Origin of the sequence: Streptomyces sp. CG4 (assembly GCF_041080655.1) — a bacterium.
Classification (GTDB): domain Bacteria; phylum Actinomycetota; class Actinomycetes; order Streptomycetales; family Streptomycetaceae; genus Streptomyces.
In genome coordinates this window covers 4,652,793-4,679,363 of the sequence record NZ_CP163525.1, presented here as the reverse complement: position 1 = coordinate 4,679,363, position 26,571 = coordinate 4,652,793, and the positions used below count along the sequence as shown (strand labels likewise).

22 protein-coding genes are annotated in these 26,571 nt (G+C 72.3%); 12 read left to right on the top strand and 10 right to left on the bottom strand.

The features are described 5' to 3' along the window. Window positions 1–122 precede the first annotated feature (122 nt). The 4 genes from AB5L52_RS21255 (at window position 123) to AB5L52_RS21240 (ending at window position 3,478) form a co-directional block, all read left to right on the top strand. A complete protein-coding gene (locus tag AB5L52_RS21255) occupies window positions 123–605 on the top strand; it encodes an SseB family protein (protein ID WP_351017236.1) in 483 nt (160 codons plus the stop codon). A 110-nt stretch (window positions 606–715) separates the two neighbouring features. Then, window positions 716–1,696 (top strand): pirin family protein, encoded by a 981-nt coding sequence (locus AB5L52_RS21250; RefSeq protein ID WP_351017239.1) that lies wholly within the window; start codon window positions 716–718, stop codon window positions 1,694–1,696. A 215-nt stretch (window positions 1,697–1,911) separates the two neighbouring features. Then, entirely contained in the window at window positions 1,912–2,151 is a 240-nt protein-coding gene (locus AB5L52_RS21245; protein WP_351017242.1) for a hypothetical protein, read from the top strand. A 196-nt stretch (window positions 2,152–2,347) separates the two neighbouring features. Continuing rightward, window positions 2,348–3,478, top strand: a complete 1,131-nt coding sequence (locus AB5L52_RS21240) for an AI-2E family transporter (protein ID WP_351017245.1) — start codon at window positions 2,348–2,350, stop codon at window positions 3,476–3,478. On the opposite strand, the gene AB5L52_RS21235 is transcribed toward AB5L52_RS21240, so the two are convergent. Next, window positions 3,364–5,583 (bottom strand): SpoIIE family protein phosphatase, encoded by a 2,220-nt coding sequence (locus AB5L52_RS21235; RefSeq protein ID WP_369365650.1) that lies wholly within the window; start codon window positions 5,581–5,583, stop codon window positions 3,364–3,366. The two genes, AB5L52_RS21240 and AB5L52_RS21235, sit on opposite strands and share 115 nt — an antisense overlap. A 218-nt stretch (window positions 5,584–5,801) precedes the next feature. Here AB5L52_RS21235 and aspS point away from each other — a divergent pair, with 218 nt between their 5' ends. Then, window positions 5,802–7,565 (top strand): aspartate--tRNA ligase, encoded by a 1,764-nt coding sequence (aspS, locus tag AB5L52_RS21230; RefSeq protein WP_351017250.1) that lies wholly within the window; start codon window positions 5,802–5,804, stop codon window positions 7,563–7,565. A 68-nt stretch (window positions 7,566–7,633) separates the two neighbouring features. Here the strand turns inward: aspS and AB5L52_RS21225 are convergent, their stop codons facing one another. Continuing rightward, window positions 7,634–8,335 (bottom strand): hypothetical protein, encoded by a 702-nt coding sequence (locus tag AB5L52_RS21225; RefSeq protein ID WP_369365648.1) that lies wholly within the window; start codon window positions 8,333–8,335, stop codon window positions 7,634–7,636. A gap of 96 nt (window positions 8,336–8,431) precedes the next feature. Between AB5L52_RS21225 and AB5L52_RS21220 the strand changes: the two genes are divergently transcribed. Further along, window positions 8,432–8,779, top strand: coding sequence for a DoxX family protein (locus tag AB5L52_RS21220; protein WP_369365646.1), 348 nt, complete (start codon window positions 8,432–8,434; stop codon window positions 8,777–8,779). A 235-nt stretch (window positions 8,780–9,014) separates the two neighbouring features. Here the strand turns inward: AB5L52_RS21220 and metG are convergent, their stop codons facing one another. The 6 genes from metG to AB5L52_RS21190 all read right to left on the bottom strand — a co-directional run bounded on the left by metG (window position 9,015) and on the right by AB5L52_RS21190 (window position 17,217). After that, window positions 9,015–10,739 (bottom strand): methionine--tRNA ligase, encoded by a 1,725-nt coding sequence (metG, locus tag AB5L52_RS21215; protein WP_369365645.1) that lies wholly within the window; start codon window positions 10,737–10,739, stop codon window positions 9,015–9,017. Between the two features lie 191 nt (window positions 10,740–10,930). After that, window positions 10,931–12,268: a VWA domain-containing protein gene (locus tag AB5L52_RS21210; RefSeq protein WP_369365643.1), complete on the bottom strand. Its 1,338-nt coding sequence runs from the start codon at window positions 12,266–12,268 to the stop codon at window positions 10,931–10,933. Between the two features lie 73 nt (window positions 12,269–12,341). Then, window positions 12,342–14,285 (bottom strand): FUSC family protein, encoded by a 1,944-nt coding sequence (locus tag AB5L52_RS21205; RefSeq protein ID WP_369365642.1) that lies wholly within the window; start codon window positions 14,283–14,285, stop codon window positions 12,342–12,344. Between the two features lie 47 nt (window positions 14,286–14,332). Next, complete coding sequence (locus AB5L52_RS21200; RefSeq protein ID WP_369365640.1) at window positions 14,333–15,289, bottom strand: endonuclease/exonuclease/phosphatase family protein; 957 nt, start codon at window positions 15,287–15,289, stop codon at window positions 14,333–14,335. Between the two features lie 189 nt (window positions 15,290–15,478). Further along, window positions 15,479–16,444: a hypothetical protein gene (locus tag AB5L52_RS21195; protein ID WP_369365638.1), complete on the bottom strand. Its 966-nt coding sequence runs from the start codon at window positions 16,442–16,444 to the stop codon at window positions 15,479–15,481. Between the two features lie 290 nt (window positions 16,445–16,734). After that, complete coding sequence (locus AB5L52_RS21190; protein ID WP_351017271.1) at window positions 16,735–17,217, bottom strand: hypothetical protein; 483 nt, start codon at window positions 17,215–17,217, stop codon at window positions 16,735–16,737. Between the two features lie 280 nt (window positions 17,218–17,497). On the opposite strand from AB5L52_RS21190, the gene AB5L52_RS21185 reads away from it, so the two are divergent. Next, window positions 17,498–18,946, top strand: coding sequence for a hypothetical protein (locus AB5L52_RS21185; protein ID WP_369365636.1), 1,449 nt, complete (start codon window positions 17,498–17,500; stop codon window positions 18,944–18,946). A 22-nt stretch (window positions 18,947–18,968) separates the two neighbouring features. Here AB5L52_RS21185 and AB5L52_RS21180 read toward each other — a convergent pair whose 3' ends face one another. Then, entirely contained in the window at window positions 18,969–20,210 is a 1,242-nt protein-coding gene (locus AB5L52_RS21180; RefSeq protein WP_351017276.1) for an amidohydrolase, read from the bottom strand. Window positions 20,211–20,315: 105 nt separating this feature from the next. Between AB5L52_RS21180 and AB5L52_RS21175 the strand changes: the two genes are divergently transcribed. From AB5L52_RS21175 to AB5L52_RS21165, 3 genes are all read left to right on the top strand, one after another. Beyond that, window positions 20,316–21,164, top strand: coding sequence for a Scr1 family TA system antitoxin-like transcriptional regulator (locus AB5L52_RS21175; protein WP_369365634.1), 849 nt, complete (start codon window positions 20,316–20,318; stop codon window positions 21,162–21,164). Then, entirely contained in the window at window positions 21,124–21,318 is a 195-nt protein-coding gene (locus tag AB5L52_RS21170) for a DUF397 domain-containing protein (RefSeq protein WP_369365632.1), read from the top strand. The genes AB5L52_RS21175 and AB5L52_RS21170 overlap by 41 nt, the downstream gene beginning before the upstream one ends. Before the next feature lie 269 nt (window positions 21,319–21,587). Next, the gene (locus AB5L52_RS21165; protein WP_351017284.1) at window positions 21,588–22,931 is read left to right on the top strand and encodes a helix-turn-helix transcriptional regulator; all 1,344 of its coding nucleotides are present in this window, start codon (window positions 21,588–21,590) and stop codon (window positions 22,929–22,931) included. Window positions 22,932–23,014: 83 nt separating this feature from the next. On the opposite strand, the gene AB5L52_RS21160 is transcribed toward AB5L52_RS21165, so the two are convergent. Beyond that, window positions 23,015–23,815: a hypothetical protein gene (locus AB5L52_RS21160; protein WP_351017287.1), complete on the bottom strand. Its 801-nt coding sequence runs from the start codon at window positions 23,813–23,815 to the stop codon at window positions 23,015–23,017. 396 nt (window positions 23,816–24,211) lie between these two features. Here AB5L52_RS21160 and thrS point away from each other — a divergent pair, with 396 nt between their 5' ends. Together thrS and AB5L52_RS21150 are read left to right on the top strand one after the other, a co-directional pair. Continuing rightward, entirely contained in the window at window positions 24,212–25,444 is a 1,233-nt protein-coding gene (thrS, locus tag AB5L52_RS21155) for a threonine--tRNA ligase (protein ID WP_369365629.1), read from the top strand. 55 nt (window positions 25,445–25,499) lie between these two features. Then, a complete protein-coding gene (locus tag AB5L52_RS21150) occupies window positions 25,500–26,465 on the top strand; it encodes a nucleoside hydrolase (protein ID WP_351017293.1) in 966 nt (321 codons plus the stop codon). The last annotated feature ends 106 nt before the right edge of the window (window positions 26,466–26,571 follow it).

Below are 26,571 nucleotides of genomic sequence, written 5' to 3'. Positions count from 1 at the left end.
GTGACCCCCCGGAGTCGCTGTCTGTAGCGGTCGATATGAAAACCGTAGCAGAATTATCTATCGATCGCTACATAAATTCTCCGGGCCCCACCGCGCCGGTCCGGCTCGGTACGCTTGCGCCCATGTACGGATACGGGCAGCCCATGGACGGCGGCGCCGCTCAGCAGCAGTACGGCTCGTCGCAGCAGCAGATGCCGGGCGGTGTCGGCGGGTACGGCCAGCAGGCGCCGCTGTACCCGGAGCCGTCCCCGCCCTCGCTCGCGGACGCGGTGCGCGCCTTCACCACCGGGCAGATGTCCGCCGAGGACTTCCAGCAGATCTTCGCCACGTCGAAGGTGTACTGCCCGCGCGGCGACACCCCCGGCTTCCTCGCCCTGCACAACACCCAGCAGCCGGTGATCCCGATGTTCACCTCGCTCAAGGAGCTGCGCCGGTACGCGGGCAAGGAGTCCAAGTACTTCGTGATCACCGGTGCGGAGGTGATCGACCTGTTGCCCACCGGCTACGGCTGCGTCCTGGACATGGAGGGCGAGCACCGGATGGTCTTCGACGCGAAGGCGGTCGAGCAGATGGTCGACTTCGCGATGCGGCGCATGTACGGCTGACCCGCGCGCCTGAGTGCGAGCCCGGAGGGAATTCCCTCCGGGCTCCTTCTGTTGGGGGTGGCAAGAAGTTCAATGCTCAACTAAAGTGAGCGCACAAGGAGGTACCGACCATGCCTGCAGTGACCGTCGAGAACCCGTTGACGCTGCCCCGGGTGACCACTCCCGCCGACGCCGTGGCGCGTCCCGTGCTGGCCGTCACGACCGCCCCGAGCGGTTTCGAGGGCGAGGGTTTCCCGGTGCGCCGGGCGTTCGCCGGGATCAATTACCGCCACCTCGACCCGTTCATCATGATGGACCAGATGGGCGAGGTGGAGTACGCGCCGGGCGAGCCCAAGGGCACCCCGTGGCACCCGCACCGCGGCTTCGAGACCGTCACCTACATCATCGACGGGATATTCGACCACCAGGACTCCAACGGCGGTGGCGGCACCATCACCAACGGCGACACCCAGTGGATGACCGCGGGCTCGGGCCTCCTGCACATCGAGGCCCCGCCGGAGTCCCTCGTCATGTCCGGCGGACTCTTCCACGGCCTGCAGCTGTGGGTGAACCTCCCGGCCAAGGACAAGATGATGGCCCCGCGCTACCAGGACATCCGCGGCGGCAGCGTCCGGCTGCTGACGACGCCGGACGGCGGTGCGCTGCTGCGCGTCATCGCGGGCGAGCTGGACGGCCACGAGGGCCCTGGCATCACCCACACCCCGATCACGATGGTCCACGCGACCGTCGCCCCGGGCGCCGAGGTCACCCTGCCCTGGCGCGAGGACTTCAACGGCCTGGCCTACGTCCTCGCGGGCCGCGGCAGTGTCGGCACGGAGCGCCGGCCGATCCACCTCGGCCAGACCGCCGTCTTCGGCGCCGGGTCCGCGCTGACCGTCCGCGCGGACGAGCGGCAGGACTCCCGCACGCCGGACCTCGAGGTCGTCCTCCTCGGCGGACAGCCCATCCGTGAGCCCATGGCGCACTACGGCCCGTTCGTCATGAACACCAAGGAAGAACTGATGCAGGCCTTCGAGGACTTCCAGAAGGGCCGCCTCGGGACGATCCCGGCGGTGCACGGGATGACCGAGAGCGGACCGCAGGGGCAGTGAGCCCGGTTGGTTGAGTCGAAGCCCCGTCCGACCCGGACGGGGCTTCGTGCGTGCCCCGGGCAGGACGCCGCGACGACACGGATGGCCCAACTCCGCAAGGCGTCACCCCGATCGTCACCATAACGTCACAAATGCGCTAATCGTTCCACGGCGCGCATTGAGTGGTCGCTCCTTGGTGGCCGACACCTCGCACTCAACGAGATCAGGAGACACATATGAGCAGCATCCGCAGGGCCATGGCATGTACCGCGGCCGGTGCCCTCCTCACCGTCGGCGGTGTCACGCTGGCCGCCCCCGCCCAGGCTCAGGCCCAGGTACCGACGGGCGTCGTCCAGCAGAGCGTGGCCGCGGTCCTGGGCGGCAACGGCAACGGCAACAACGGAAACGGCAACGGCAACGAGAACTGCGGCCTCCTCGGCCTCGGTTGCCTCCTGCACGGCCTGCTCGGCCTCTGAGGAAGCGCCGGCAACGCACGATCAGCCATCGCGTGAGCGGTCGCCCCGCCCCAGGGCGGCCGCTCACGCCTGCGCCGGGCCCGGCGGACGAGGCGGAAGCCCCGGGTACGGCGGCGGGGCGACGGCTTCACCCGCCCGTCACCCGCCCGGCCCCGTACGGCAGGACGCCCGCCGGCGCCCGTGATCCGCTGGACGTGTGCAGCTGTTGCCCGACCCCGTGCGCCGTCTCGCCGCCTGGTGTGCCGTGCTGCTGCTCGTCGCCGGGGTGGGCTGGGTCGCGGTGCGGTTGTGCGGCGAGTTCCGTACGGCCGTCACACCGGTGCTGCTCGCCCTGCTCGGGACCGCGCTGCTCGGCCCGCTGTACCGGCGGCTCGTGCGGACCGGCGTGCAGGAGTCGGTGGCGGCCGGGCTCACCTGTGTCGCCGTCGTGGCCGTCGTCGGCGGCGCCGTGTACATCGTCGTCGCCGCGCTGATCGACACCGGCGACCAGATCATCGCCTCGCTCCGGGACGCCGCCAAGTCCGTCTCCCAGCACTTCGGGGCCGCCGGCACCGGCCTGGACGACCTCGCCGCCAACTCCCGCAAGCTGCTGGGCAAGTTCGGCGGTACGGCCGTGTCCAACGTGATCAGCGGGGTCAGCGTGGCCGCCGAGAGCATCGCGATGGCGGTGCTCGCCCTGCTGCTCGTCTTCTTCTTCCTGCGCGACTCCCACCGGGCCGTCGAGACCCTCCGGTCCGTCGCGCCCGGCAACACCGCCGACACCCTGGAGGCGATGGCCCGGCGCGCCTTCGAGGCGGTGGAGGGGTTCATGCGCGGGACGACCGTCATCGCGCTCATCGACGCCGTGTGCATCACCATCGGGCTGCTGATCCTTCAGGTGCCGGGCGCGATCGGGCTCGGTGCGCTCGTCTTCGTCGGCGCCTACATCCCCTACCTGGGTGCCTTCATCTCCGGTGCGGTGGCGATTCTCGTCGCCCTCGCCGACCGCGGCTTCGTCATCGCGCTGTGGGCGCTCGGAGTGGTGCTCGCCGTGCAGGTGCTGGAGGGGCATGTGCTGCAGCCGGTCATCCAGAGCCGCACGGTGCAGATGCATCCGGCCGTGGTGATGCTCGCCATCACCGCCGGGGCCTCCGTCGCGGGCATCCTCGGCATGCTCCTCGCCGTACCGCTGACCGCGGCCGCCTTCGGGGTCGTACAGGAGCTGCGGACCCGTTACGCGGCGCCCGCCGACTCCCCGCCTGCTACGCCGTCCTCCGGCGCACCGAGTTCCGGCGCGCCCCCCGGCATGCCTCCCGCCGCGCCTCCCACGGCGTCCTCCGACTCGTAGAGCTCGAACCAGATGCTCTTGCCCTCGCCCCGCGGGTCCACCCCCCAGGCGTCCGCGAGCAGTTCGATCAGCATCAGACCGCGGCCGGAGGAGGCCAGTTCGCCGGGCCGGCGCCTGTGCGGGAGGTCGTCGCCCGCGTCGGTGACCTCCACCCGCAGCCGCCGTGCCGCCGCCTCGCCGGTCACCTCGGCGAGCAGCAGCGCGTCGGCGTCGGTGTGGACGAGGACGTTGGTGACCATCTCGGAGACCAGCAGCACCGCCGAGTCGATCTGCTCGGCGGGGGCCCAGTCGTGCAGCAGCTCGCGCAGATGCCGGCGGGCCTCGGCGATCCGGTCCGGCTCGTCCTGTGCCACCTGCAGCAGCGTGCGCCGCACCCGCGGCCGTACGGTCACGGTGGCGCCGCAGCCGCAGTCCTGCTGCGGGCGGCGCAGCAGGACCAGCGCGATGTCGTCCTCGCGCCGGTCGGTCAGGGGGCCGACAGTGTGGTGCGAGGACGGCCCGTGCACACCCTGCACCAGCGCGTCGGCCAGCGACTCCAGATCGGGGCCGGCGTCCCACCGGTGGGCCTCCAGGATCGCGCGCAGCCGCCGCCAGCCGCTCTCCAGGTCGTGTCCGCCGGTCTCGATCAGGCCGTCGGTGCAGAGCATCAGCGTCTCGCCGGGCTCCAGGGTGAAGCGGGTCGTCGGATAGTCCGCGTCCGGGTCGATGCCCAGCGGCAGCCCGCCCGCCGTCGGCCGCATCATCACCGTGCCGTCGGCCATCCGGATCGCCGGGTCCGGATGGCCGGCACGGGCGATCTCCAGCGTGCCGGTCACCGGGTCGGCCTCCACGTACACGCAGGTCGCGAAGCGGAGGTCGGTCATCTCGTCGTCGTGGGTGATGCCGTGCAGAAAGCGGGAGGCGCGGGAGAGCACGGCGTCCGGGCGGTGGCCCTCGGAGGCATAGGCGCGCAGGGCGATGCGCAGCTGGCCCATGAGGCCCGCGGCCCGTACGTCATGGCCCTGTACGTCGCCCATGGCCAGCGCGACGCGCCCGGAGGGCAGCGGGATCATGTCGTACCAGTCGCCGCCGACCTGGAGGCCGCCGCCGGTCGGGATGTACCGGGCGGCCACCTCCATGCCGGGGATCTCCGGGCCGAGCGAGGGCAGCATGGAGCGCTGCAGGCCCGCCGCCAGCTCCCGCTCCGACTCGGTGACCTCCGCGCGGGACAGCGCCTGGGCGAGCATCCGGGCCACCGTCGCGAGGACGGCGCGTTCGTCGGGGGTGAACGCCACGGGGTAGGTGAAGGCCGCCAGCCAGGCGCCCATCGTGCGTCCGGCCACCGTCAGCGGCAGAAAGGCCCAGGAGCTGCGGCCGAAGCGCCGGGCGAGCTGCCAGGTCGCCGGGTAGCGGGCCTTGTACTCCTCGGGGGAGGACAGATACACCGCGCGGCCCGTGCGGGCGACCTGGGCCGCCGGATAGTGGGTGGTCAGCGGCATGTTCGAGAAGGGGCCGAGGTCACCGGGCTGGTGCCCGTGCTGGCCGATGATCGTCAGCCGGTCGCCCTGCACCCCGAACACCACCAGCCCGTCCGGGGAGAACCCCGGCATCGACAGGCCGCCGGCCACCCGCAAGACCTCCGCCGTGGACTCCGCCTCCGCCAGCGCCCGGCCCGCGTCCAGCAGAAACGCCTCGCGCGAGCGCCGCCAGTCGCCGGTGACCGCACTGCGGGCGGCCTGGGTGCCCGGGGCCGGTTCGGTGACCTCCTGCAGGGTGCCGATCAGCTGGTACGCCTGCCGCTCGGGGTCGTAGGACGGTTTCGAGCGGCTGCGGACGACCCGCAGGACGTTCCCCTGCTCGTCCATGATCCGGATGCGCACCTCGGCGAGCGTGCCCTCGGCGACCGCCAGCGGGACCACCCCGGTGATCTCGTTCCAGTCGACCGGGTGCAGCCGGGCCCGGGTCTGGGCCTCGGTGAGGGTGGTCGCCTCCGCGGGCAGCCCGAGCAGCCGTGCCGCCTCCGCGTCCACAGTGACCAACCCGGCAGCCGTGTCCCAGTGCCACAGCCCGGTCGCGAGGGCGGCGAGGACGTCCCCGACGGACGGGAGAGACTCGCCAGTGCGCATTGCCCCACTTTAGGAAGATCCGTCCCAACGGTGCCACCGTAGAAAAGGAGGATCCTGTTCCCCCGGATATACGGAGGATCCTCCAGCGGAAGGCGCGGAAAAGGGTGGGGAGCCGATCTTGGGGTCCCCGGTACCCTTGATGGGTCCGGGCCCCGTGCCCGTTCTCGCGGGGGGAGCAACCCCGCCGCAGACCCACACACGAAGGACGATGAACGACGATGCATCGGTACAGGTCCCACACCTGCGGCCAGCTCCGCGCCTCTGACGTCGGCACCGACGTCCGGCTGAGCGGCTGGCTGCACAATCGGCGCGACCTGGGCGGCATCCTCTTCATCGATCTGCGTGACCACTACGGCATCACGCAGCTGGTCGCCCGCCCCGGCACCCCCGCGTACGAGGCCCTGGACAAGATCTCCAAGGAGTCCACGGTCCGCATCGACGGCCGCGTTGTTTCACGTGGAACCGAGAACGTGAACCCGGACCTGCCCACCGGTGAGATCGAGGTCGAGGTCGCCGAGGTCGAGCTGCTCGGCGCGGCCGCCCCGCTGCCCTTCACGATCAACGCCGAGGACGGGGTCAACGAGGAGCGGCGCCTGGAGTACCGCTTCCTGGACCTGCGCCGCGAGCGCATGCACCGCAACATCATGCTGCGTACGGCGGTCATCTCGGCGATCCGCCACAAGATGACGGCACTCGGCTTCAACGAGATGGCGACGCCGATCCTGTCCGCGACCTCCCCCGAGGGCGCCCGCGACTTCGTCGTCCCCTCCCGCCTGAACCCGGGCAAGTTCTACGCCCTGCCGCAGGCCCCGCAGCAGTTCAAGCAGCTGCTGATGATCTCCGGCTTCGACCGCTACTTCCAGATCGCGCCCTGCTTCCGCGACGAGGACGCCCGTGCCGACCGCTCGCCGGGCGAGTTCTACCAGCTCGATGTCGAGATGAGCTTCGTCGAGCAGGAGGACGTCTTCCAGCCGATCGAGCAGCTGATGACCGAGCTCTTCGAGGAGTTCGGCAACGGCCGCCACGTCACCTCCCCCTTCCCGCGGATCCCGTTCCGCGAGGCGATGCTCAGGTACGGCTCCGACAAGCCGGACCTGCGCGCCAAGCTGGAGCTGGTGGACATCACCGATGTCTTCGAGGGCTCGGAGTTCAAGGCGTTCGCCGGCAAGCACGTGCGTGCGCTGGCGGTGCCGGCGGTCCAGGACCAGCCGCGCAAGTTCTTCGACCAGCTCGGCGACTTCGCCGTCTCCCTCGGCGCCAAGGGCCTGGCCTGGGTCCGTGTCGGTGAGGACGGCGCGCTGTCCGGCCCGATCGCCAAGTTCCTCACCGAGGAGAACGTCGCCGAGCTGACCAAGCGGCTCTCGCTGGCCCCCGGCCACGCGGTCTTCTTCGGCGCGGGCGACTTCGACGAGGTCTCGAAGATCATGGGCGCGGTGCGGGTCGAGGCCGCCAAGCGCGCCGGGCACTTCGAGGAGGACGTCTTCCGGTTCTGCTGGATCGTCGACTTCCCGATGTACGAGAAGGACGAGGAGACCGGCGCGATCGACTTCTCGCACAACCCCTTCTCGATGCCGCAGGGCGGCCTGGAGGCCCTGGAGACCCAGGACCCGCTGGACATCCTGGGCTGGCAGTACGACATCGTCTGCAACGGCGTCGAGCTGTCCTCCGGCGCGATCCGGAACCACGAGCCGGACATCATGCTCAAGGCCTTCGAGATCGCGGGCTACGACCGGGAGACCGTCGAGGAGAAGTTCGCGGGCATGCTCCGCGCGTTCCGCTTCGGCGCCCCGCCGCACGGCGGCATCGCCCCCGGCGTGGACCGCATCGTCATGCTCCTCGCGGACGAGCCCAACATCCGCGAGACCATCTCCTTCCCGCTCAACGGCAACGCCCAGGACCTGATGATGGGCGCCCCGACCGAGCTGGAGGAGGCCCGCCTGCGCGAGCTGCACCTGAACATCAGGAAGCCGCAGCCGAAGTAGGGCACGAGCGCTGCCGAAGGGCTCCGGACCACCGCGGTCCGGGGCCCTTCGCGCATTCCCCGGCGGTCTCAGTCCCCCTCTTCTTCGCCCTGCTCGCCCTCCGGGTCCGGGGACGCGCCGTCCTCCAGCAGCCGCTCGGCGATGTCGTCGGACCACTGCTGGGCCCAGACGCGCAGCGCGGTGACCTGCTCCTCGGTCAGGCCGTAGCGGAAGAAGTCCACATCGGAGTAGAAGTCCGTGCCGGTCAGCCGGGACTGCAGGGTGGGCAGATCGAACGGGTCGTGGGCGTGCCGCCGGCCCAGCTCCTCCAGCTCGGGCAGCGAGAACCGGGCGGCCGCGGCCCGCGCGTCGACGAGATCGACGGCCGCACCCCGGTCGTACAGAGCCCGGATCTTCGTCCCGACGGCGTCCTCCAGCGAGAGCGCCGGGCCGTACTCGGTGAGCTCCGGCGGCTGCCAGAACGCCTCCTTGTGCAGGGCCAGGACACAGGGCTTGCCGGTCGGCGGGTCGGTGACGGTCAGCTGGGCGGTGAGCACGGTGCCGGCCCCGGACCGCACCGCCCGGCCGTGCGCCTCCAGGGCCGTGCCGAGGGCACCGGCGATCCGGTCCATCGGTTCGGCGCTCTCCGTGGCGAAGTCGACATTGGCGTGCGGGCGCCGCAGCAGGCCGTGCGCCTGGAGGGCATAGCCGCCGGCGAGGACCAGACCGTACGTGCCGCCCGCCGCGACGACGTCCGCGAGCAGCCGCCGGTGAGGTTCGGTGAGGTTCAAGATTTTTTTCCGGGTTCCTGTCACACGGGCGCGGGCCGGGGGTTCAAAGGGGTGTCCGAAGCTCTTCGCCCGCTCGAAGCTCGATGGGAGCCTCTCATGCGTACCGCCCAGATCGTCGTCACCCTGCTCGCCGCGCTGATGGCCGGTTTCTCCGGTGCCGTACTGCTGATGCGGGCCCAGTGGATCGTGAAGGCACTGACCGACTACCGGGTGCCGCAGGCGTGGTGGACCCTGCTGGGGGTGGCCAAGGCCGCCGGGGCCGTGGGGCTGGTGGTCGGGCTGTTCGTGCCGGTGATCGGGGTGCTGGCCGGGATCGGGCTGGTGCTCTACTTCCTCGGAGCCGCCGTCACCGTGGCGCGGGCCCGCTGGTACACGCACATTCCGTTCCCGCTCGTCTACGCCGCACCGGTGGTCGGCGCGCTCGTCCTCGGGCTCGCTGGCTGAGCCGGGGGCGTCCGGGAATCTCTCCGGTGAGTGCTTCCCGCAGTGGGACCCGACGGACGGGGCCAAGGGGAACTGGAACTCGCAGTACGACGCGGTCACCCTGCGCCCTCGACATCACCAAGGGCCCGGACCTGGTCACCGTCGAGCGCAGGTGAAGTAGGCCCACCGGATCGTGAAAAGGCGCCGAGCACGGGGCTCGGCGCCTTTTCACGGATCAGGGATCAGTGCTGCGCGATCAGCTCTCCTCGCCGCCGAAGCGCTCCTTGTACGCCGCCAGGTCCTCGTCCGTCAGCTTGGCGAACAGCACTGGCGGGACCGTGAACGGAGTGCCGGCGGGGACGGCGGTCAGGGCCTTCGCCTCTTCGGCGGTGACCCAGGCCGCGGTGTCGTCGGCCAGGGCGAACGCCTCGCGCATCGCCTTCGACGTGGCCGGGATCAGCGGCTCGGAGACCACCGCGTACAGGTGGATCAGATTCATCGCCGTACGCAGCGTGAGGGCCGCGGCGTCCTTGTCGGTCTTGATCTGCAGCCAGGGGGCCTTCTCCTCCAGGTAGGAGTTGCCGGCCGACCACAGGGCGCGCAGGGCCGCGGCGGCCTTGCGGAACTGCAGCGCCTCCATGTGGCCCTCGTACTCGGCGAGGAGTTCGGCGATCTGCTCGCCGAGCCTGGTCTCGGCCTCACCGGGGGTGCCGCCCGCCGGGACCTCGTCGCCGAAGCGCTTCTTGGAGAAGGACAGGACGCGGTTGACGAAGTTGCCGAGGGTGTCGGCGAGGTCCTTGTTGACCGTGGCGGTGAAGTGCTCCCAGGTGAAGGACGAGTCGTCCGACTCGGGCGCGTTGGCGATGAGGAAGTAGCGCCAGTAGTCCGCCGGGAGGATGTCCAGGGCCTGGTCGGTGAAGACGCCGCGCTTCTGCGAGGTGGAGAACTTCCCGCCGTAGTACGTCAGCCAGTTGAAGGCCTTGACGTAGTCGACCTTCTTCCACGGCTCGCGCACACCCAGCTCGGTGGCCGGGAACATCACCGTGTGGAAGGGGACGTTGTCCTTCGCCATGAACTCGGTGTAGCGGACGGGGTTCTCGCCGGAGTCCGCCTCGTACCACCAGGACTTCCAGTCGCGGTTCTCCGGGTCCTGGTCGGACCACTCCTTGGTCGCGCCGATGTACTCGATCGGGGCGTCGAACCAGACGTAGAAGACCTTGCCCTCGGCGGCCAGCTCCGGCCAGGTGTCGGCCGGGACCGGGACGCCCCAGTCCAGGTCACGGGTGATCGCGCGGTCGTGCAGGCCCTCGGTCAGCCACTTGTGGGCGATGGAGGAGGCCAGCTGCGGCCAGTCCTTGTCGTGCCGGGCGACCCATTCGCGGACCTCGTTCTCCAGCTTGGACTGGAGGAGGAAGAGGTGCTTGGTCTCGCGGACCTCCAGGTCCGTGGAGCCCGAGATCGCCGAGCGCGGGTTGATCAGGTCCGTCGGGTCCAGGACGCGGGTGCAGTTCTCGCACTGGTCGCCGCGGGCCTTGTCGTAGCCGCAGTGCGGGCAGGTGCCCTCGACGTAGCGGTCCGGGAGGAAGCGGCCGTCGGTGGGCGAGTAGACCTGGCGGATCGCCCGCTCCTCGATGAAGCCGTTCTCGTTCAGCTTGCGGGCGAAGTGCTGGGTGATCTCGCGGTTCTGCGCGGAGGAGCTGCGGCCGAAGTAGTCGAACGCGAGTGCGAAGCCGTCGTAGACCGCCTTCTGGGCGTCGTGCGCCTGGGCGCAGAACGCGTCGACCGGGAGACCCTGCTCCTTCGCGGCCAGCTCGGCGGGGGTGCCGTGCTCGTCCGTCGCGCAGATGTAGAGGACGTCGTGGCCGCGCTGGCGGAGGTACCGGGCGTACACGTCCGCCGGGAGCATGGACCCCACCATGTTGCCCAGGTGCTTGATCCCGTTGATGTACGGAAGGGCGCTGGTGATGAGGTGTCGAGCCATCGTGGCTGCTCCCAGGTCGCTGCTTTTTCTCAGGTTTCGAACCTTGAAATCGTAGCCGACAGAGGTGGGCCGCCCGCTTCCCGTTTTGCTGGGTGGAACGGGGTGGGAAGGGGGCGGCCCAATGGGGTGCGGGGTGGGGTGTGAGGTGGGGTGCGGGGTGGCTACCGCCGGTTATGGGCGGTTGTGATCGGTTATGGCCGCCAAGCGGCCAGTACGCCTTCGTAGAGCTCGGTGTCCGTCAGCTCGCGGGGGGTGGGGCCCGCGTGGAAGAAGGCCGTGTTCTCGGTCTTCAGTTTGCGGAGGTAGTCGAAGGCCTTGTTGTCGTGGTCTCCGAAGGCGACGAAGGAGAAGAAGACGGCGGGGTGCGTGGTCGCGGCCGCGGTGAGGGACTGGGTCGCGGGGGTCTTCGCGTCCGGGGCGCCGTCGGTCTGGAAGACCACCAGGGCGGGGGTGTCGGGGGTGCTGTTCTTGTCGTGGTGGGTGAGTACGGCGTCCACGGCGGCGTGGTAGCTGGTGCGGCCCATGCGGCCGAGGGCGGCGTGGACGTCGTCGATCTTCGTCTCGTGGTCCGGGGTGAGGGTGAGGTCGGTGGTGCCGTCGATCTCCGTGGAGAAGAAGACGACGTGGACCGTGGCCTCGGGGTCCAGGTGGGCGGCGAGGGCGAGGGTCTGGTCGGCGAGGGCCTGGGCGGAGCCGTCCTTGTAGTACGGGCGCATGCTCGCGGAGCGGTCCAGCACGAGGTAGAGCTTCGCTCGGGTGCCGGTGAGGTCGGCCTTCTTGAGGGCGGCTGTGGCTGCCTTGTAGGCGGTGGCGAGGGAGGGGGTGCGGGACTTGACCTTGGCGAGGGGGGTGGCGGGGGTTGTGGGTGCCGGGTTCTCCTCGGCGGGGGCCTCCGGCGTGGGTGCCGGGTCCGCCTCGGCTTCGCCTTCGGCGTCCGTGTTCCCTCCCGCACCACCCGTGCGGGTCTCGTTGTCGGGTGCGGGTGGCCCCTGTGGGGCGTCCTCGCCGTCGGCGGCCTGCGGCGTCGTCGTCTCTTCGGCCGCGGCCTCCTGAGCTTCAGCGTCCGGCTCGGCTGCCTCAACGGCCGGCTCTTCGCCCTCCGCCTTCACCGCAGCGTCCGGCTCCGCCGTCTCCGCGGGCCGGTCCTCAGCCTCGGGCTTCTCCTCAGTCCGCTCCTCGGCGTCCGTCTGGAGTTCGGGGTGGTTCGTGTCCGGCGTGGTTGTGGTCGGGTCCGTGGGGGTTGCCGGGTGGGGGACCTGGATGTTGTCGAAGGCCGCTGTCACCAGGTCGTGTTCGTCGGGGGACGAGCGGCGGGGTTCGGGGACTGTGGTGGTGGGAGAGGGGTGGGCGGGGTCGGCCGTAGTGGGCGTGGCCGCCGTGGGCGCCGCCGGGGTGCCGGGCTCCGTGGTGGGGGCGGTCGGCTCGGGGGTGGTCGGTTGCGCCGGGAGGCGGTCCGCACCCTCTGCCTCGGCGGCACGTGACTTGCGTGAGCGGCCGAATGCGTTCCGCAGGAGAGTGAGAATGCCCATGTGCGCAACCCTTCGCGTGAGTTGATGCCCGTTGATCCCTGGCCAGGACGGACACGTAAGGTTAGCGAAGGCGTCAGTGGGGGGAAGCGATCGACCGGGCCGCAGCGACCTCCTGGCGGAGAGGTTCCAGGACGCTGCCGGCGGGACCGGTGAGATCCGTGCGGACCGGGGTCAGGGTTTCCGCGTCGCGTACGCCCTCCGACAGCTCCCGCAGTTGCCGCACTACCTGGGTGATCTCGGCCGGGGACGGGGGCGGCGCGCCGTGCTTCACCCGGACGCGGGCCGCCGTCGTCGCGTCGATGATCCGCTCCACGGCGACGACCAGCGGCCACCAGGCGGCCGCGCGGCGGCCGGTCGGCGGTGGTTCGGTCAGGGCCCGCTGGAACTCCGTACGCAGGACCGAGAGGTCGCGGTAGAGGCGGCGGCGCATACGGGCCCGGGCCGCCGGGGAGGCGGCCGGATCGAACGCTGTTTCCACATAGGCCGCCGTGTCCGCCACCGCGTCGGCCAGGCCGGCGCCGACCCGGGTGCGCCAGCTCTCCGGCCAGAGGAGATAGCCGGCCGTCAGCGCGATGGCGCAGCCGAGGAGCGAGTCCGTCAGGCGGGGGAGCAGCAGTGCCGTGCCCTGGTGGTTCAGGATGTCGGACAGGAGGAGGATGACCGGGGTGATCGCCGCCGTCTGGTATCCGTAGCCCCGCGGGGTCAGCGCCGGGATCAACGGGGCCAGGATCAGCATCACCGGGACGTCCCACCAGCCCAGGGGGACCTCCGCCAGGACCACCGCCGCGATCACCAGGCCCGCCACCGTGCCGAGGGCGCGCAGCAGGGCGCGGGAGAAGACCGAGCCGAAGTCGGGCTTCATGACGAACGTGATGGTCAGCGCCACCCAGTAGGAGCGGGGAACGGGGATCAACGACACCAGGGCCTGGGCGATGCCGATGCAGACCGCGAGGCGCAGGCCGTAGCGCCAGGAGTTGGCCGACAGCGTCACGTTGCGGATCGCTCGTGCCGTGCGGATGCCCAGCGCGGCGGGGCGGCCCAGGCGGTCGTCGATGCCCCGGGGGTCGACGTCGGGGGCCGTGACGACCTCGGCCGTGTGGCGCAGCGCGTGGTCCACCGCGCGTGCCGTCTCCGTCGTGGGGAGGGGGAGGTCCAGCGCCATCGGGCCCGTGCAGCCCGTTTCGACCGCGCGGGCCAGGTGCTCGGCCGCCTCCGGGACCCGGGGCGGAAGGGGCAGGCCCGCCAGGTGGGCTGCGGGGGCCGCCTCCACCACCGTGGTGATGGCGTTCAACTGGGCCAGCAGACGGGTGAGTTCGCGGCTGCGGCCGTGGTGGCGGGCGCGCCGGGCCAGGATCAGGTCGTAGGCCTGGTTGAGGGACTGGGTGACGGTGCGGCGGGCGTCCTCGTACTCCTCGGTGCGGTCCGTGCCGGAGACGGTGAGGAGGGCTGCGACCGCGCGGTAGGTGGCCGCCACCGCCGCGCGTTCGGGCACGCCCGAGCGCAGCGGCCAGGCCAGCAGGGCGAGGAGGAGGACCAGGAGGCCGCCGCCCGTCATCAGGGCCGGGGCCAGCCACCAGGGGTGGGGGAGCGGGAGGCCCGCGCCCACCACGCAGTTCAGGAGGAGCAGCAGCCCGGAGACCGAGGCCACCGCGCCGATCGTCGAGATCATGCCGGACAGCAGCGCCACTGCGGTGACGGCGGCCACCGCGTACCAGCCGTGGCCGTACACCAGCGTGCCCAGCGTCACACCGACCGCGCCGAAGAGCTGCGGTACGGCGATGTTGAGGATGCGCATGCGGTAGGCGTCGGCGGTGTCGCCGATGACGCCGGACAGGGCGCCCATGGAGGCGAGGGCGCCGTACGCGGGATATCCGGTGGCGAGGCCGATCGCCAGGGGGAGGGCCAGCGCGAGGGCGGCGCGGGCCACGGCCGCCTTGTTGACGGGGGCGTGCTCGGGGCGGAGATTCCGGACCAGCCAGTCGGGAGGGGTGAGGCCGATGGGGAACTCTCGCGACATGCGGCCATTATCGCCGTCCGCCGCCGTTCACTCCGATCCGCGCCGGGTCATCCGCGCTGGTGGAGGGCGAGATCCACGACCAGGGCCCGGTGGTCGCTGCCGGTCACGCGCAGAAAGCGGGCGCCGGTCGCGGTGAAGTCCGAGGAGAGCAGGACATGGTCGATCTGGGTGCCGACGACCGAGGCGGTGCGCGCGGGCCAGCTGGCGGCGCGGTCGTGTCCGGCGAGACGGGCGGCGTCGGTCAGCCCGGTGTCGAGGATGCGGCGGAAGGCCGCGTGGTCCTGGGTGGCGTTGAAGTCGCCGGCGAGGACGGTGGGGGTGCGGGGGTCGGCGGCCGCGAAGGCGCGGAGCCTGCCGAGTTCGCGCCGCCACAGGCCGACCTGGTCCGGCAGCGGGGGCATGGGATGGGCGAGTTGGAGCCGTACGGCATGGCCGTGCACGTCGGCCACGGCGCCGGGCATGCCCATGGTGCCGGCGACACCGGCCGTCGGCTTCAGCGGAAAGCGGCTGAGGATGAGGGAGCCGTGGGAGCCGGCCGCGCGGACCGCCTGCCGGTACGGGTAGGCCGTCGCGAAGTCGGCCTCCAGCGTGGCCTGGCAGGTGTACTCGCACTCCTCGACGAAGACGACGTCCGGCCGGCGGTCGCGGATCCGGGGGACCAGGGCCGGGGTGCCGCGCCCGAACTCCACGTTGGAGGTCAGCACGCGCAGCGTGGCGAGCGGCGGCCCGTCCGGCTCGGCGGTTCTGCCGTACGGCTCCAGATACCAGGCGAGCAGGCCGAGTACGGCGACCGCGCCCACCAGGCCGGGCCACCAGCGGGCGAGCAGCGCGCACAGCAGGGCGACGCCGGCCGGCACGAGCAGCCAGGGCAGGAAGGCGAGCAGCTGGGGCACGGGGGTGACGCCGTCGGTGTCGGCGGCCCGGCAGCCGACCACTGTGCCGACTCCGGCCAGCAGCAGTCCGGTACTCCAGATGCCGAGCCTGCGTCCGGGGCGTCGGTTCACGGGGCGAGCCTAGGGCCGGGCGTCCGCCGCGCGCCAGGAATTCACCGGGGGCGCCCGGCGCCAGGAACTCACTGGGGGACATCCACGGGGGACATTCACAGGGTGTGGAGATCCGTGTGCCGCGCCGCGGCATCCACAGGCTGGGGAAGGCGGGCGCGCCGGCCGGCAGGACTCGTGAGACGGACGAGGTCAGACCCGGGCCCGGGTCGGTTCCTCGGCCGGAGCGGGCGGGTGCGCGGAAGCGGCGGTCGAGGCCGGAGCCGGGACGGCGGCGCCCCGGCGCCGTGCGGGACGCGCCACGCGCAGATACCGGATCAGCCAGGTGGCGAGGGCCACCGTGAGGCCGAGGCCGAGCAGCAGCCAGGAGACCGTGCGCAGGGTGCCGGTGAGGGCGTCGTACACCGCGCCCGCGGCCGGGTGGGGCACGTCGGCGGGCAGGTCGGCGAGGGTGAGGTCGCGGCCGACGGCGAGGGCCAGGGCGAGCAGCCCGCCGCCCAGAGCGGTGGCCAGCGCGGTCGCGACGACGGCGCGGCGGCGGCGGACGGCCAGGGTGATCCCGGTGGTGGCGCAGCCGACGGCTGCCACCGGCAGCCAGAAACCGGCGACTTCGAGCACGTGGAACCCCTTCCGGAGCAGGATCAGTTCGCCCGCCGGGAGCACCGAGACTGCGGTGTGCTCCACCGGGATGCGCGCGGCCAGCGGCACATGGTCGCGGGTCAGCTGGCGCTTGACCTGGTCGGTGACGGGGGCGAAATCGACGGTGACGGGTCCCGCGGCCGAGGTGGCGTCGCCCTCGTCGCGCAGGGCGCGCAGGACCGCGTCGTGGGTGATCTGGTTGCCGGTGTCCCAGGCCAGCCGGAAGGCCTCGGTCTGGGTGAAGGAGCGCGCGACGTCGCGCAGGAACGGCCGGACGGAGTCGGGTACCGGGCCGACGTCCAGATGGTGGTCGACCGCGCGCAGGATGCCGTCGCCGACGGTGTCCGCCACGGCCTCCCGCACGCTCGGGTCGGCGGCGAGCGGTGCCATCGCGGTGACGTAGCGGCCGGTGTCGGCGAGTCCGTAGGCGGCCCAGGCCGCGAGCGCGCCGAACGGCACGAGCAGGCAGGTCAGGGCGAGCAGTACGGCCGACAAGGCGCTCCTGAGGCGTGGGGGCACGCTTCCAGACAAGGGCCCCTCGGGCGGGGGCGCCAGCGGGAGGCCCGCGATCGGGGGACGGGCGGGCCGAACGGGTGTCATGGCGGAGCCGGGGGCCGCGTTCTCCGGTGGAGGGTTCGCCCGAACGGGTGTTTCCTGGTGCTGAGGAGGATGAAGCGACGTACGTGGTGACGGGGAGGAGAGGGAAAGAGGGGGGTCACAGGGGAGTGCGTGGGCCACGGTCGGCCGGCCGGGGCCCACGCACATGACACAGGGCGGTACGGCCCGCGCTTTCCAGGGCCGTGGACCGCTCAGCGGACCCGGTGCCCGAACGCGTCCTCGCGCGTGTAGTAGCGGTAGAAGAACACGGCGAAGGTGCACCCCGCGACGACCAGCGACATCAGCACGGACCGCTCCACCGAGTGGCCCGTCTGGATGTACAGGAAGCCGAACGCGACACCGGCGAACGCCGTCCACAGCAGCGCGTGCAGCTCCCGCTGCATCCGCGGGGCCAGCGTCAGCAGAGCCATGCACACCACCGCGAACACCAGCGCACTCACCCAGCCGAGCAGCAGGTTCCCGCCGGTGATGGCGCCGCCCTGACGGCTGTCGGCCGCCACCCAGTAGCCGTAGACCAGTCCCATGACGACCGGGACGGCGATGCGGGCGATGCGATGGGTGCGCGCGTCGAAGACGTCGGGCGGGCGGGTGCGCCCCTTGGATTGCCGGGTCGCGATCTCCTGCGTGCCGCCGGGGCGGGGCGTGCCGCCGGGCGCGGGTGCCGCGTGAGCCATGAGCGCACTCCTCTCTCCTTGCCCCCGCCTCCAGCGCACACCTGGGGACACGGCCCGGCAACTCGGCCGGGAGGGTGACGGGTGTCCGGATGCGCCCTGATCTCTCCCGTGTTTCGCCGAGGGCACGGAGGGCTGCCCGCCGTGACGGGTGCGGCGGACAAGGGAAGCGGAGGGCGAAGAGCGCGAAGGGGGACGATTGCGGTCCTGAGGCGCGGGTTTGCAGCCGCAGCGGTTACGGTGCTGGCTGGAAGGCGGAACAGGGTCGACAGGGGGAGGGACGATGCCCGGAACCGTGCTGTTGCTCGCTGCCGCGCCGCTCGGCCGGGGGCGGCTGGTGGACGCGGCCGGTGTGCTGCCGGTGCTGGCCGCCGTCGCGCCCGCCGTGCTGTCCGGGACCGACACCGCCAACGTGGTCGAACTCGCCGACCCGTTGGAGCCGCAGGCCGTGCTGACCCGGCTGCGGGCCGCGGCGGCGGCGCCCGCGCCGTTGACCGTGTACATCGCCGGGCAGCTGCAGTTGGACCGGCGCCAGCGGTTGCCGCACCTCGCGCTGGCGCGTACGACGCCGGCGACGGTTCGCTATACGGCGCTGCCCTGGCACTGGATCCGGGAGGAGTTGCGGTTGCGCTCCGCTGCGGACACGGGGCTCGTCCTGGACCTGCACGCGGATGCGGAGACGTGGCAGTACGTCGCCGAGCGGGGGCTGGACTGCGGTCGGAACACGGCCGTTTACGGTCGGGTCGCGGTGGGCGCCGGGCGGCGGGGGGTGGCTGTGCCGGCGTACATGAAGGCCGTGGCCACGTTGTTGCGGAGCGGACATCGGCCTTCCCTCGGGCAGTTGCACGAGCAGGCGTGGGCCCGGGTCGCGGAGTCGAGTGCGGGGCGGGACCTGGTGCTGGCGTTCCCCGGAGGCTCCGCCCCCAGACCCCCGTTCGCCCACCCGCCGACCCGCCCCGACTCGCCGCCCGCCCAGCCCGCCACCCCACCCGGCATCACCCATGCCCCACCCGGCATCACCCACGCCCCATCCGGCATCACCCACGCCCCCTACGCCGCCACCCAGGACGCCCGAGCCGTCCTGCCCGGCTTCCCCGCCCCCGCTCGCGACATCGGCGCCGGCGCCGGCACCCATGACCCGCACGTCCTCGCCTACGACGCCCGAGCCGTCCCGCCGGGCTTCCCCGCCCCCGCCCGCGACATCGGCACCGGCGCCGGCACCCGCGACCCGCACGCCCACACCTACGACGCCCGCGCCCTCTCGCTCGGCCTGCCCGCCCGCGCTCACGCCCCCGACTCCCCCCGGCAAGACCCCCACAGCGCCATCAGCGCCGCCGTTCAGGACGGGCGGCACGGGGATGCCGATGTTCTCGCCGCCGAGCTTGAGCGGACCGCCGTCGGTGCGTATGGGCCCGCCTCGGACGAGGCCCTGCACTGGGCCGAAGTCCGCGCGGATCTCGCGATGTTCGCGGGGGACGCGGTGCGCAGTTGCCGGGCCTGGCTGGCCGTTGCCGGGGTGCGGCTGGGGGCGGGGCAGGCGGTGGACGCGCCTGCCGTGGAGGCGGCCGTGGACCGGGCCCACCATCAGTGGGGGTGCATCGAGGACCCGGCCCCGGCTCGTGAACTCGGGCCCGCGCTCGCGGAGTTGAGGCTGCGGGTGCCGGGTCGTCGAACCGGCGCGCTGGAGAACGTCCAGGAGCATCTGCGCCAGCTCCAGGCGGCGGCGCAGTAGCGAGCAGTTAGCTATCGGTCCGTCACGCCGTCGGCAGTACGGCCAGTGCGCCGGAGACGAGGGTGCGGATGCCCGGGGCGACGGTGGAGAGGTCGGGGGCGAAGTGCGGGCTGTGGTTGCTGGGGACGGCCGCGAACTTCTCCGGCACGGTGTCCCCGGGGGCCTGGTCCCACACCTGCGGCGGGGTGGTCGTCACGAACCAGTACGCGTACGGGATGGAGCCGAGCGCCAGCTCGGGGAAGTCCTCGCTGCCCATCGCCGGGCCCGGGTCGAACACCGTGTCCGCGCCGAAGACCTCCCGGTGCACGGCGGCCACCGCGGCGTCGGTGGCGGCGTCGTTCACGGTCATGGGGAAGGTGTTGCCGACGGTCACCTCCGGCTCGCGCGGGCAGCCGGCGGCCAGGCACTCGCCGTGCGCGATGCGCCGGATCGCGGCCAGCATCCGCTGCCGTACCTGCTCGGACTGGCTGCGCAGGTTCAGCGAGATGCGCGCCTCGGACGGGATGATGTTGTGCCGGGTGCCGGCCTCGACGCGGCCCACGGTCAGCACCGCGGACTCACCGGCCGCCAGCTCCCGCGACACCACCGTCTGCAGCCGGGTGACCAGGTAGGCGGCGGTCACCACCGGGTCCACGGTCGCCTCCGGCCGTGAGCCGTGCCCACCGCGGCCGTGCACCACGATGTCGACGTCCGTCGACGCCGACATGATCAGACCCGGCGCGTGCGGGTACAGACCGGCCAGGCCGGGCGTCGCGTGCTGCCCGAGCAGGACGTCCGGGCGGCCGAAGCGCTCGTACAGTCCGTCCGCGACCATGCGCGCCGCGCCCTGCCCGGTCTCCTCGGCCGGCTGGCCCACCACCAGCAGGGTGCCCCGCCAGGTCTCCCGCCCGGCGGCCAGCGCTGCGGCGGCGCCGGTCAGCCAGGTGACGTGCAGATCGTGCCCGCAGGCGTGCATCACCCCGTCCACCTGCGAGGCGTACGGCAATCCGGTCTCCTCCCGCACCGGCAGCGCGTCCATGTCGGCGCGCAGCAGCACGGTCGGCCCGTCGCCGTTGGACAGTCGGCCCACGACACCGGTGCCGCCGACGCCCTCGGCGGTCTCGAAGCCGGCCTCCTTCAGCCGGCCGGCCAGCGTTCCGGCGGTGCGGTGCTCGCGCAGGGACAGCTCGGGATGGCGGTGCAGGTCGCGGTAGAGGTCCTCCAGGGACGGGACCGGGAGGTCGGCGGTGAGGTCCAGCGCGGTGCGGGCGGCAGGGGAAATCACCGGACCAGCGTATGCGGGCCGGACGCACGGGCGCCCCGCCGCGGGCGTCAATGGAGTTCATTGATTTGCGTCACCTGAGCGGAGTCGGCTGGCTACGCTCAGTACATGGTGAACATCCGGGCCCTCGACCCTGCTGCTTCCCCGTTGGACTACTTCGGAGCAGAGCTGCGGAGAAAGCGCGAGGCGGCGGGGCTGACCCTGAAGGAGCTGGGCGCGGTCGTCTTCTGCACGGGCTCGCTGATCGGCCAGGTCGAGACCGCGGCGAAGGTGCCGACACGGGAGTTCGCCGAGCGGGTGGACGCGGCGCTGCTGACGGACGGGTTCTTCTCGCGGCTGGTGGGGCTGGTACTGCGGAGCCAGCTGCCGAGCTGGTTCCAGCCGTTCGCGGAGATGGAGGCTACGGCGACGTACATCTCCACGTATCAGTGCCAGCTGGTGTACGGGCTTCTGCAGACGGAGGCGTACGCGGCGGCGCTGTTGTGCGTGGACCACCCGGACAGGGTCGACGAGATGGTTGCCGCCCGCCTGGAACGGCAGCGTGTCCTGGAGCGAGAGAACCCGCCCGCGCTATGGGTGGTCCTGGACGAGTCGGTGCTGCACCAGATGGTGGGCGACCGGGACGTGATGCGCGAGCAACTCGCCCGCCTGTTGACCTTCCGGGACAAGCCGTGGGTGCACATCCAGGTGCTGCCTTACTCCGTGGGCGCGCACACCGGGATGATGGGCTCGTTCACACTGCTGCGCTTCGACGACCACCCCGACCTCTTCTACTGTGAGAGCTACGACCAGGGGCACATGACGGCCAACCCACAGGCAATCAGGGAGCGTTCGGTCGGTTACGCTCGCTTGCAGGCTGCCGCCCTCTCTCCGGAGGACTCAGCGGACCTGATCGCCCGTGTGATGGAGGAACGCTATGGACACCAGCAAGCAGCTGAAGGCCGCGACGTGGCGTAAGTCCAGCTACAGCGGCACCAGCGGCGGCGAATGTGTTGAGGTCGCCGACCTCCCCGCCCTCGTCGCCGTCCGTGACTCCAAGAACCCCGGCCACGGCATCCTTGCCCTCACGCCCGCCGCCTGGGCCGACTTCCTCACGCATGCCGTGAAGTGACAGTCGAGCTCTGAACTGTCGGCCGGGGCTCCGCCGCCCGTGCCGGGCCCGCGTTCGCTGCCGTGACCAGTGCCGCCACGGCCACCACCGCGGCGGCGACGCCACGGACATACCTGGTGTTCTGCCGTTCGTAGGGTGCGGATGTACGTCCGGGCACGGTGACCTCGCAACACAACAGCGACCTATTAAGCAGACTTAATTCACCGTTTAACCTAGAGGCTGAGCGGGGCCAACGGCAAGGCTGTCAAGGCGAGTTGGTGGGGGCGGCGATGCGTGAGCGGGACGATCCGGCTGTCGTCGGGCGGCGTGTGCAGAAGTTGCGTACCCAACGTGGGCTGACGCAACGACAGTTGGCGGAGCCCGCCTACACACCCGCGTACATCTCTACCCTGGAGGCGGGCCGGGTGCGGGCCTCCGACGAGGCGTTGCGGCACATCGCCGGCCGGCTCGGCGTGGCCTTCGAGGAACTGGCCGTCGGCCGGCCCGCCCACCTCGCCACCGATCTCCGGTTCCGGCTCACCGAGGCCCAGCGGGTGCTCGCCGACGGCAGGGCCGAGGAGGCCGCCGTCCAGTACGCGGAGCTGCTCGCCGAGGCCGAGCCCCACGGGCTCGACCACCTGCAGACCGGCGCCCTCCTGGGGCTCGGCGAGTGCGCCCTGGAGACCGGGGAGCTGGCTCGGGCGCGGGAGTTCTTCGAGCGGGCCGAGGGCTGCCTCGCGGACGAGTCCCTTCCGACGCGCGTACCGGCCGTCCGCGGCCGCGCCGTCTCGCACTACCTCGCCGGGGAACTCCGCTACGCCGTCTACCTCCTCGAATCCACCCTCGACGAACTGAACCGCGGCGGGCTGCACGACCCCGACGCCCTGCTCCTGCTCTACGCCAGCGTCATCGGCCCGTACATGGACATGGGCGCCCACGCCCGCGCCGCCCAGGCCGCCGAGTTCGCCCTCGCGCTCGCGCCGCAGGCCGGCGACCCGGCGCTGATCGCCCGGATGCACCGCTCGGTGGCCCGCACCCTGATCGCCGAGGGCCGGGTCGCCGAGGCCGACGCCTCCCTCGCCAAGGCGGCCGAGCTCTACCGTCAGCTGCGGCTGCGCACCGAGCTGGCCAACTGTCACTGGATGCGGGGCTATGTGTATGCCCAGAACGGCGAGCTGGAGCGTGCGGAGAGTGAGCTGAGGCAGGCGTACGCCATGCTCTCCGAGACCCGGGCCGCCCTCTACCGCAGCCAGGCCGCCGTGGAACTCGCCGACGTGCTGCACCGCCGGGGGAAGTCGCAGGAGGCCGCCGTACTGCTGGAGGGCGTCCTCGGCGACTTCTCCTCCGAGCGCGGCGCGGTGCACGCCGCCGCGGCCCACCGCCTGCTCGGCATCATCGCCGAGGACACCCGGGACACCGAGGCCGCCGAGGAGCACTACGTCCGCGCGCTCAGCCTGCTGGAACGCGCGGGCGCCGCCGGCGACCTGGCCGACCTGTGCCGCCTCCTCGGCGACCTGCTGCGCCGCACGGGCCGGATCGACGCGGCCCTGGACGCCTACCGCACCGGCCTCGGCCATCGCACGATGCCGGGCACCACCACCCTGGGCCCGGCCCCGGCCCAGCCCCCGCTGTGAGACCCGGGGGCCGTCCGGCGATTCCCTCCCCACGGCCGTAAGGGCGTGGGAGATGCCCCTAGCCCCCGGCCCCGCGAGGACGGTCAGACCTGGGCCCGGCCCTGTCTGCGGACGTCCGCCAGGCGCAGCGCGCCGTCCTGGACGGCGGCCTGGGTGGTGTCGTTCGCCACGTCGCCCAGTCCGCCGTTGGTGAGGGCGAACGCGTCCTGGCCGATCCGGACGGCGGCCACGTCCAGCGTGAGCGTGGCCTTGGCTCCGTCGTCCCGCAGGGCGGCGATGCTGACGCGCAGGCCCTGGCGCGCGTCCCCGACCTGCGGCAGTGCGGCGTCGCTGACCCGGACGTCCTCCGTGATCTTGGTCTGCGTGGTGGCCGTGAACCGCGCGCACTGCTCCGGCATCGTCTTCAGCCAGGCCAGCGCCGCGTCGACGTCGGCGGGGCGGCGGGCGGCGATCTGGTAGCGCAGCTGGGCGTCGGTGTCCTCGTCGTCCAGGCCGACGGCGGCGCGGGCGGGGCCGCCGAGGAGTTCGTCGGTGTAGAGGGTGTCCAGCAGCCGCTGGCACGCGCCGGCCGAGGTGGTCGCCTTCAGCAGCTCGTCCCGCCAGATGGCCGCGCCCCGGGTCGCCGTCCAGGGAGCGCCGAGGTCGGTCTGGCTGATCAGCGCGGCCTGCGCCTGCCCGTCGGTGAGGGCGGAGCCGCCGGGCCGCGTGGACCCCTTCGGCGACTGGGCCGGCTTGTCGACCGTCGGGAGGGGCTGGGGCGCGGTCGCCGGTTGCCGCAGCCCGAGGGCCGCGCAGCCGCCGGCCGTGATGAGGCCGGCGGCTATGAGGGAGAGCCGCAGGCCGCGGGGGCGTATCGCATCGGTCAACGAGGTCGGCGAGAGCATCGAGGTGCCTCCGGGGCTGCGAGCCGCTGGTGTTCCTGCTCTCACGGCACCACCGCCCCGACCGCCCCACCAGCGCTCCGGGCCGTCCGGGTGAGTGGTCCCGCCGATCCGGGTGAACGGGCCCGCGGATCCGGGTGAACGGCCCGCGGATCCGGCGCAGCGAGCCCGCCGATCCGGGTGCGCGGGCAGCCGGAAATCCCTCGATCCGTGGCTGCGGCCTCTGCTACGGTCGCCGCATGCAGCGCGCCCAGCAGTGCCCGCCGTGCCCGCAGAGCACGACGACGCCGGACACCGTCCCGGCGCGCTGACACCTGACCAGCATCGAAGCCCCGGGGCGAGCGCCCCGGGGCTTCTGGCGTGTCCGGGGTGTTCGCCTCTCCTCGTGAGGAGACCCCCATGAACGACCTGCACCAGCTGCCCGACCACCGCCGCCTCGGCCGCGAACTCGACCTGTTCGACACCGACCCGCTGATGGGCGCCGGACTGCCGTACTGGCTGCCCGACGGCGCGGTCGTCCGGCACACCCTGGAGGAGTACATCCGCGAGGCCGAACGCCGGGCCGGGTACCGGCATGTGTACTCGCCCGCGCTCGGCAAACGCGACCTGTACGAGATCTCCGGGCACTGGGACCACTACCGCGACGACATGTACCCGCCCATGCAGGTCGGTGCGGACGAGGTCGTGCTGCGCCCCAGCCTCTGCCCCCACCACGCCCTGATCTACCGCTCCCGCTCCCACAGCTACCGCGAACTGCCCCTGCGCATCGCCGAGTTGGGCGGCATGTACCGTGCGGAACTCTCTGGTGTCCTCGGCGGGCTGACCCGCGTCCGGGCCATCCAGCTCAACGACGCCCATATCTTCTGCACCCTGGAGCAGGCGGTGGAGGAGGCCCGCGACGCGCTGGCGCTCATCGCCCGCGCCTACGCCGACCTCGGCATCGAGGCCGTACGGCACCGGCTGTCACTGCCCGGCGAGGGCGGCAAGTACGTCGCCGACCCCGAGCTGTGGCAGCGGGCCACCTCGCTGCTGAAGGAGGTCCTCGCCGAGGCCGGGGTGGAGTACGAGGAGGCGGCGGGCGAGGCCGCCTTCTACGGCCCGAAGATCGACGTGCAGATCGCCGACCCGGCCGGCCGCGAGTCCACCCTGTCCACCGTGCAGATCGACTTCCACCAGCCGGCCCGCTTCGACCTGCACTACATCGGCGCGGACGGCGCGAAACACCGCCCGGTGATGGTGCACCGCAGCATCATCGGCAGCGTCGAACGGGCCGTCGCCCATCTCCTGGAGGCGCACGCCGGAGCGTTTCCGGCCTGGCTGGCCCCCGTCCAGCTGGTGGTGCTGCCGGTCGCCGTGGAGCAGGAGGAGCGGGCGGCCGCGGTCGTACGGGAGGCCCGGGAGCTGGGCCTGCGCGCCGAACTCGCGGGGCCCGCCGAGGGCACCCTCGGCGCCCGGATCCGGGCCGCGCGCCTGGTGCCGTACCAGGCGGTGATCGGCGACCGGGAGGCCGGCGCGGGCCTGGCCGCCGTACGGCTGCGGGACGGCCGCCGGCCCGGCGCGCTGCCGGTGCCCGAGCTGCTGTCCCGGATCGCCGCGCGGGTGGCGGCGCGCGGCACCGTGCTGTGGGACTGATCTAGGGTGCTGGTGTCGGAGTCGGCATCGGTGTTGTACGACGAAGGAGTCCGTAGTGACCGGTCAGCCCATCCCCGTGATCATCGACTGCGACACCGGCGTCGACGACGCCCTCGCCCTGCTCCTCGCCGTACGCCACCCCGGCCTCGATCTGCGGGCGGTGACCTGCGTGGCCGGGAACACGGACGTCGACGGCGTGGTCCGCAACACCCTGACCGTGCTGGAGCAGGCGGGCGCCCCGGACATCCCGGTGGGCCGGGGCGCCGAACGCCCGCTGCTCGAACCGGCCCGCCCGGCCGAGCATGTGCACGGCTCCGACGGCATGGGCGACCTGGGCCTGCCCGCCCCGAAGCGGACCGCTTCCGAGCTGGACGCCGTCGCCCTGCTGCGCCGCGAGATCCTCGCCTCCCCGCGCCCGGTCACCCTGATCCCCACCGCACCCCTGACGAACATCGCCCTGCTGCTGCGCACCCACCCGGAGGTGACCCGCAACATCGAGCGGATCGTCTTCATGGGCGGCGCGGTCGGGACCGGCAACGCCACGCCGGTCGCCGAGTTCAACGTCTGGCACGACCCGGAGGCGGCGGCGATCCTGCTCACGGCCGGGGTGCCGATCACGATGTACGGCCTCGACGTCTTCATGCGGGTCGTCGTGGACGCCCCCGACGTCCATCGGCTGCGCCAGAGCAGCGACCCCGGCACCCGCCTGGCCGGCGAGCTCCTCGCGCACCGGCCGACCGCGGTGGGCGAGGAGCCGGAGGCGGAGGAGGCGGGCGGTCTCGGGGACGCCGGCGCGGTGTGCGCGGTCGCCGACCCGCAGGGCATCACCTCGCGCCTGCTCCCGGTCGAGGTCGCCCTCGCCCCCGGCCCCGGCCGGGGCCAGACGATCGTCGACCGCCGCCCGCGCCTGGGCGAGTCCGAGATCCACGAGGGCCGGCGCGAACAGGCCCTGGTGGACGTGGCGTTGGAGGTCGACGTGGACCGCTACGTGAAGCTGTACCTGGAGACGGTGGAGCGGTAGCCGGGGCGGCGTCCCGGCTGCACCTCGGGTCCACGGCGGCGCCGAAGGTTCCTTTTCCGGGCGATGTGGACAGATTCCCTGTGCTGTCGTCCGTCCTTCCCGAAGG

Coding starts and splice junctions, on each gene's coding strand:
- AB5L52_RS21250 (WP_351017239.1), top strand. CDS start 716: ATGCCTGCAGTGACCGTCGAGAACCCGTTGACGCTGCCCCGGGTGACC.
- AB5L52_RS21185 (WP_369365636.1), top strand. CDS start 17,498: ATGCCCGGAACCGTGCTGTTGCTCGCTGCCGCGCCGCTCGGCCGGGGG.
- AB5L52_RS21245 (WP_351017242.1), top strand. CDS start 1,912: ATGAGCAGCATCCGCAGGGCCATGGCATGTACCGCGGCCGGTGCCCTC.
- AB5L52_RS21160 (WP_351017287.1), bottom strand. CDS start 23,815: ATGCTCTCGCCGACCTCGTTGACCGATGCGATACGCCCCCGCGGCCTG.
- metG (WP_369365645.1), bottom strand. CDS start 10,739: ATGGCTCGACACCTCATCACCAGCGCCCTTCCGTACATCAACGGGATC.
- AB5L52_RS21220 (WP_369365646.1), top strand. CDS start 8,432: ATGCGTACCGCCCAGATCGTCGTCACCCTGCTCGCCGCGCTGATGGCC.
- AB5L52_RS21165 (WP_351017284.1), top strand. CDS start 21,588: ATGCGTGAGCGGGACGATCCGGCTGTCGTCGGGCGGCGTGTGCAGAAG.
- AB5L52_RS21205 (WP_369365642.1), bottom strand. CDS start 14,285: ATGTCGCGAGAGTTCCCCATCGGCCTCACCCCTCCCGACTGGCTGGTC.
- AB5L52_RS21190 (WP_351017271.1), bottom strand. CDS start 17,217: ATGGCTCACGCGGCACCCGCGCCCGGCGGCACGCCCCGCCCCGGCGGC.
- aspS (WP_351017250.1), top strand. CDS start 5,802: ATGCATCGGTACAGGTCCCACACCTGCGGCCAGCTCCGCGCCTCTGAC.
- AB5L52_RS21255 (WP_351017236.1), top strand. CDS start 123: ATGTACGGATACGGGCAGCCCATGGACGGCGGCGCCGCTCAGCAGCAG.
- AB5L52_RS21170 (WP_369365632.1), top strand. CDS start 21,124: ATGGACACCAGCAAGCAGCTGAAGGCCGCGACGTGGCGTAAGTCCAGC.
- AB5L52_RS21210 (WP_369365643.1), bottom strand. CDS start 12,268: ATGGGCATTCTCACTCTCCTGCGGAACGCATTCGGCCGCTCACGCAAG.
- AB5L52_RS21235 (WP_369365650.1), bottom strand. CDS start 5,583: ATGCGCACTGGCGAGTCTCTCCCGTCCGTCGGGGACGTCCTCGCCGCC.
- thrS (WP_369365629.1), top strand. CDS start 24,212: ATGAACGACCTGCACCAGCTGCCCGACCACCGCCGCCTCGGCCGCGAA.
- AB5L52_RS21175 (WP_369365634.1), top strand. CDS start 20,316: ATGGTGAACATCCGGGCCCTCGACCCTGCTGCTTCCCCGTTGGACTAC.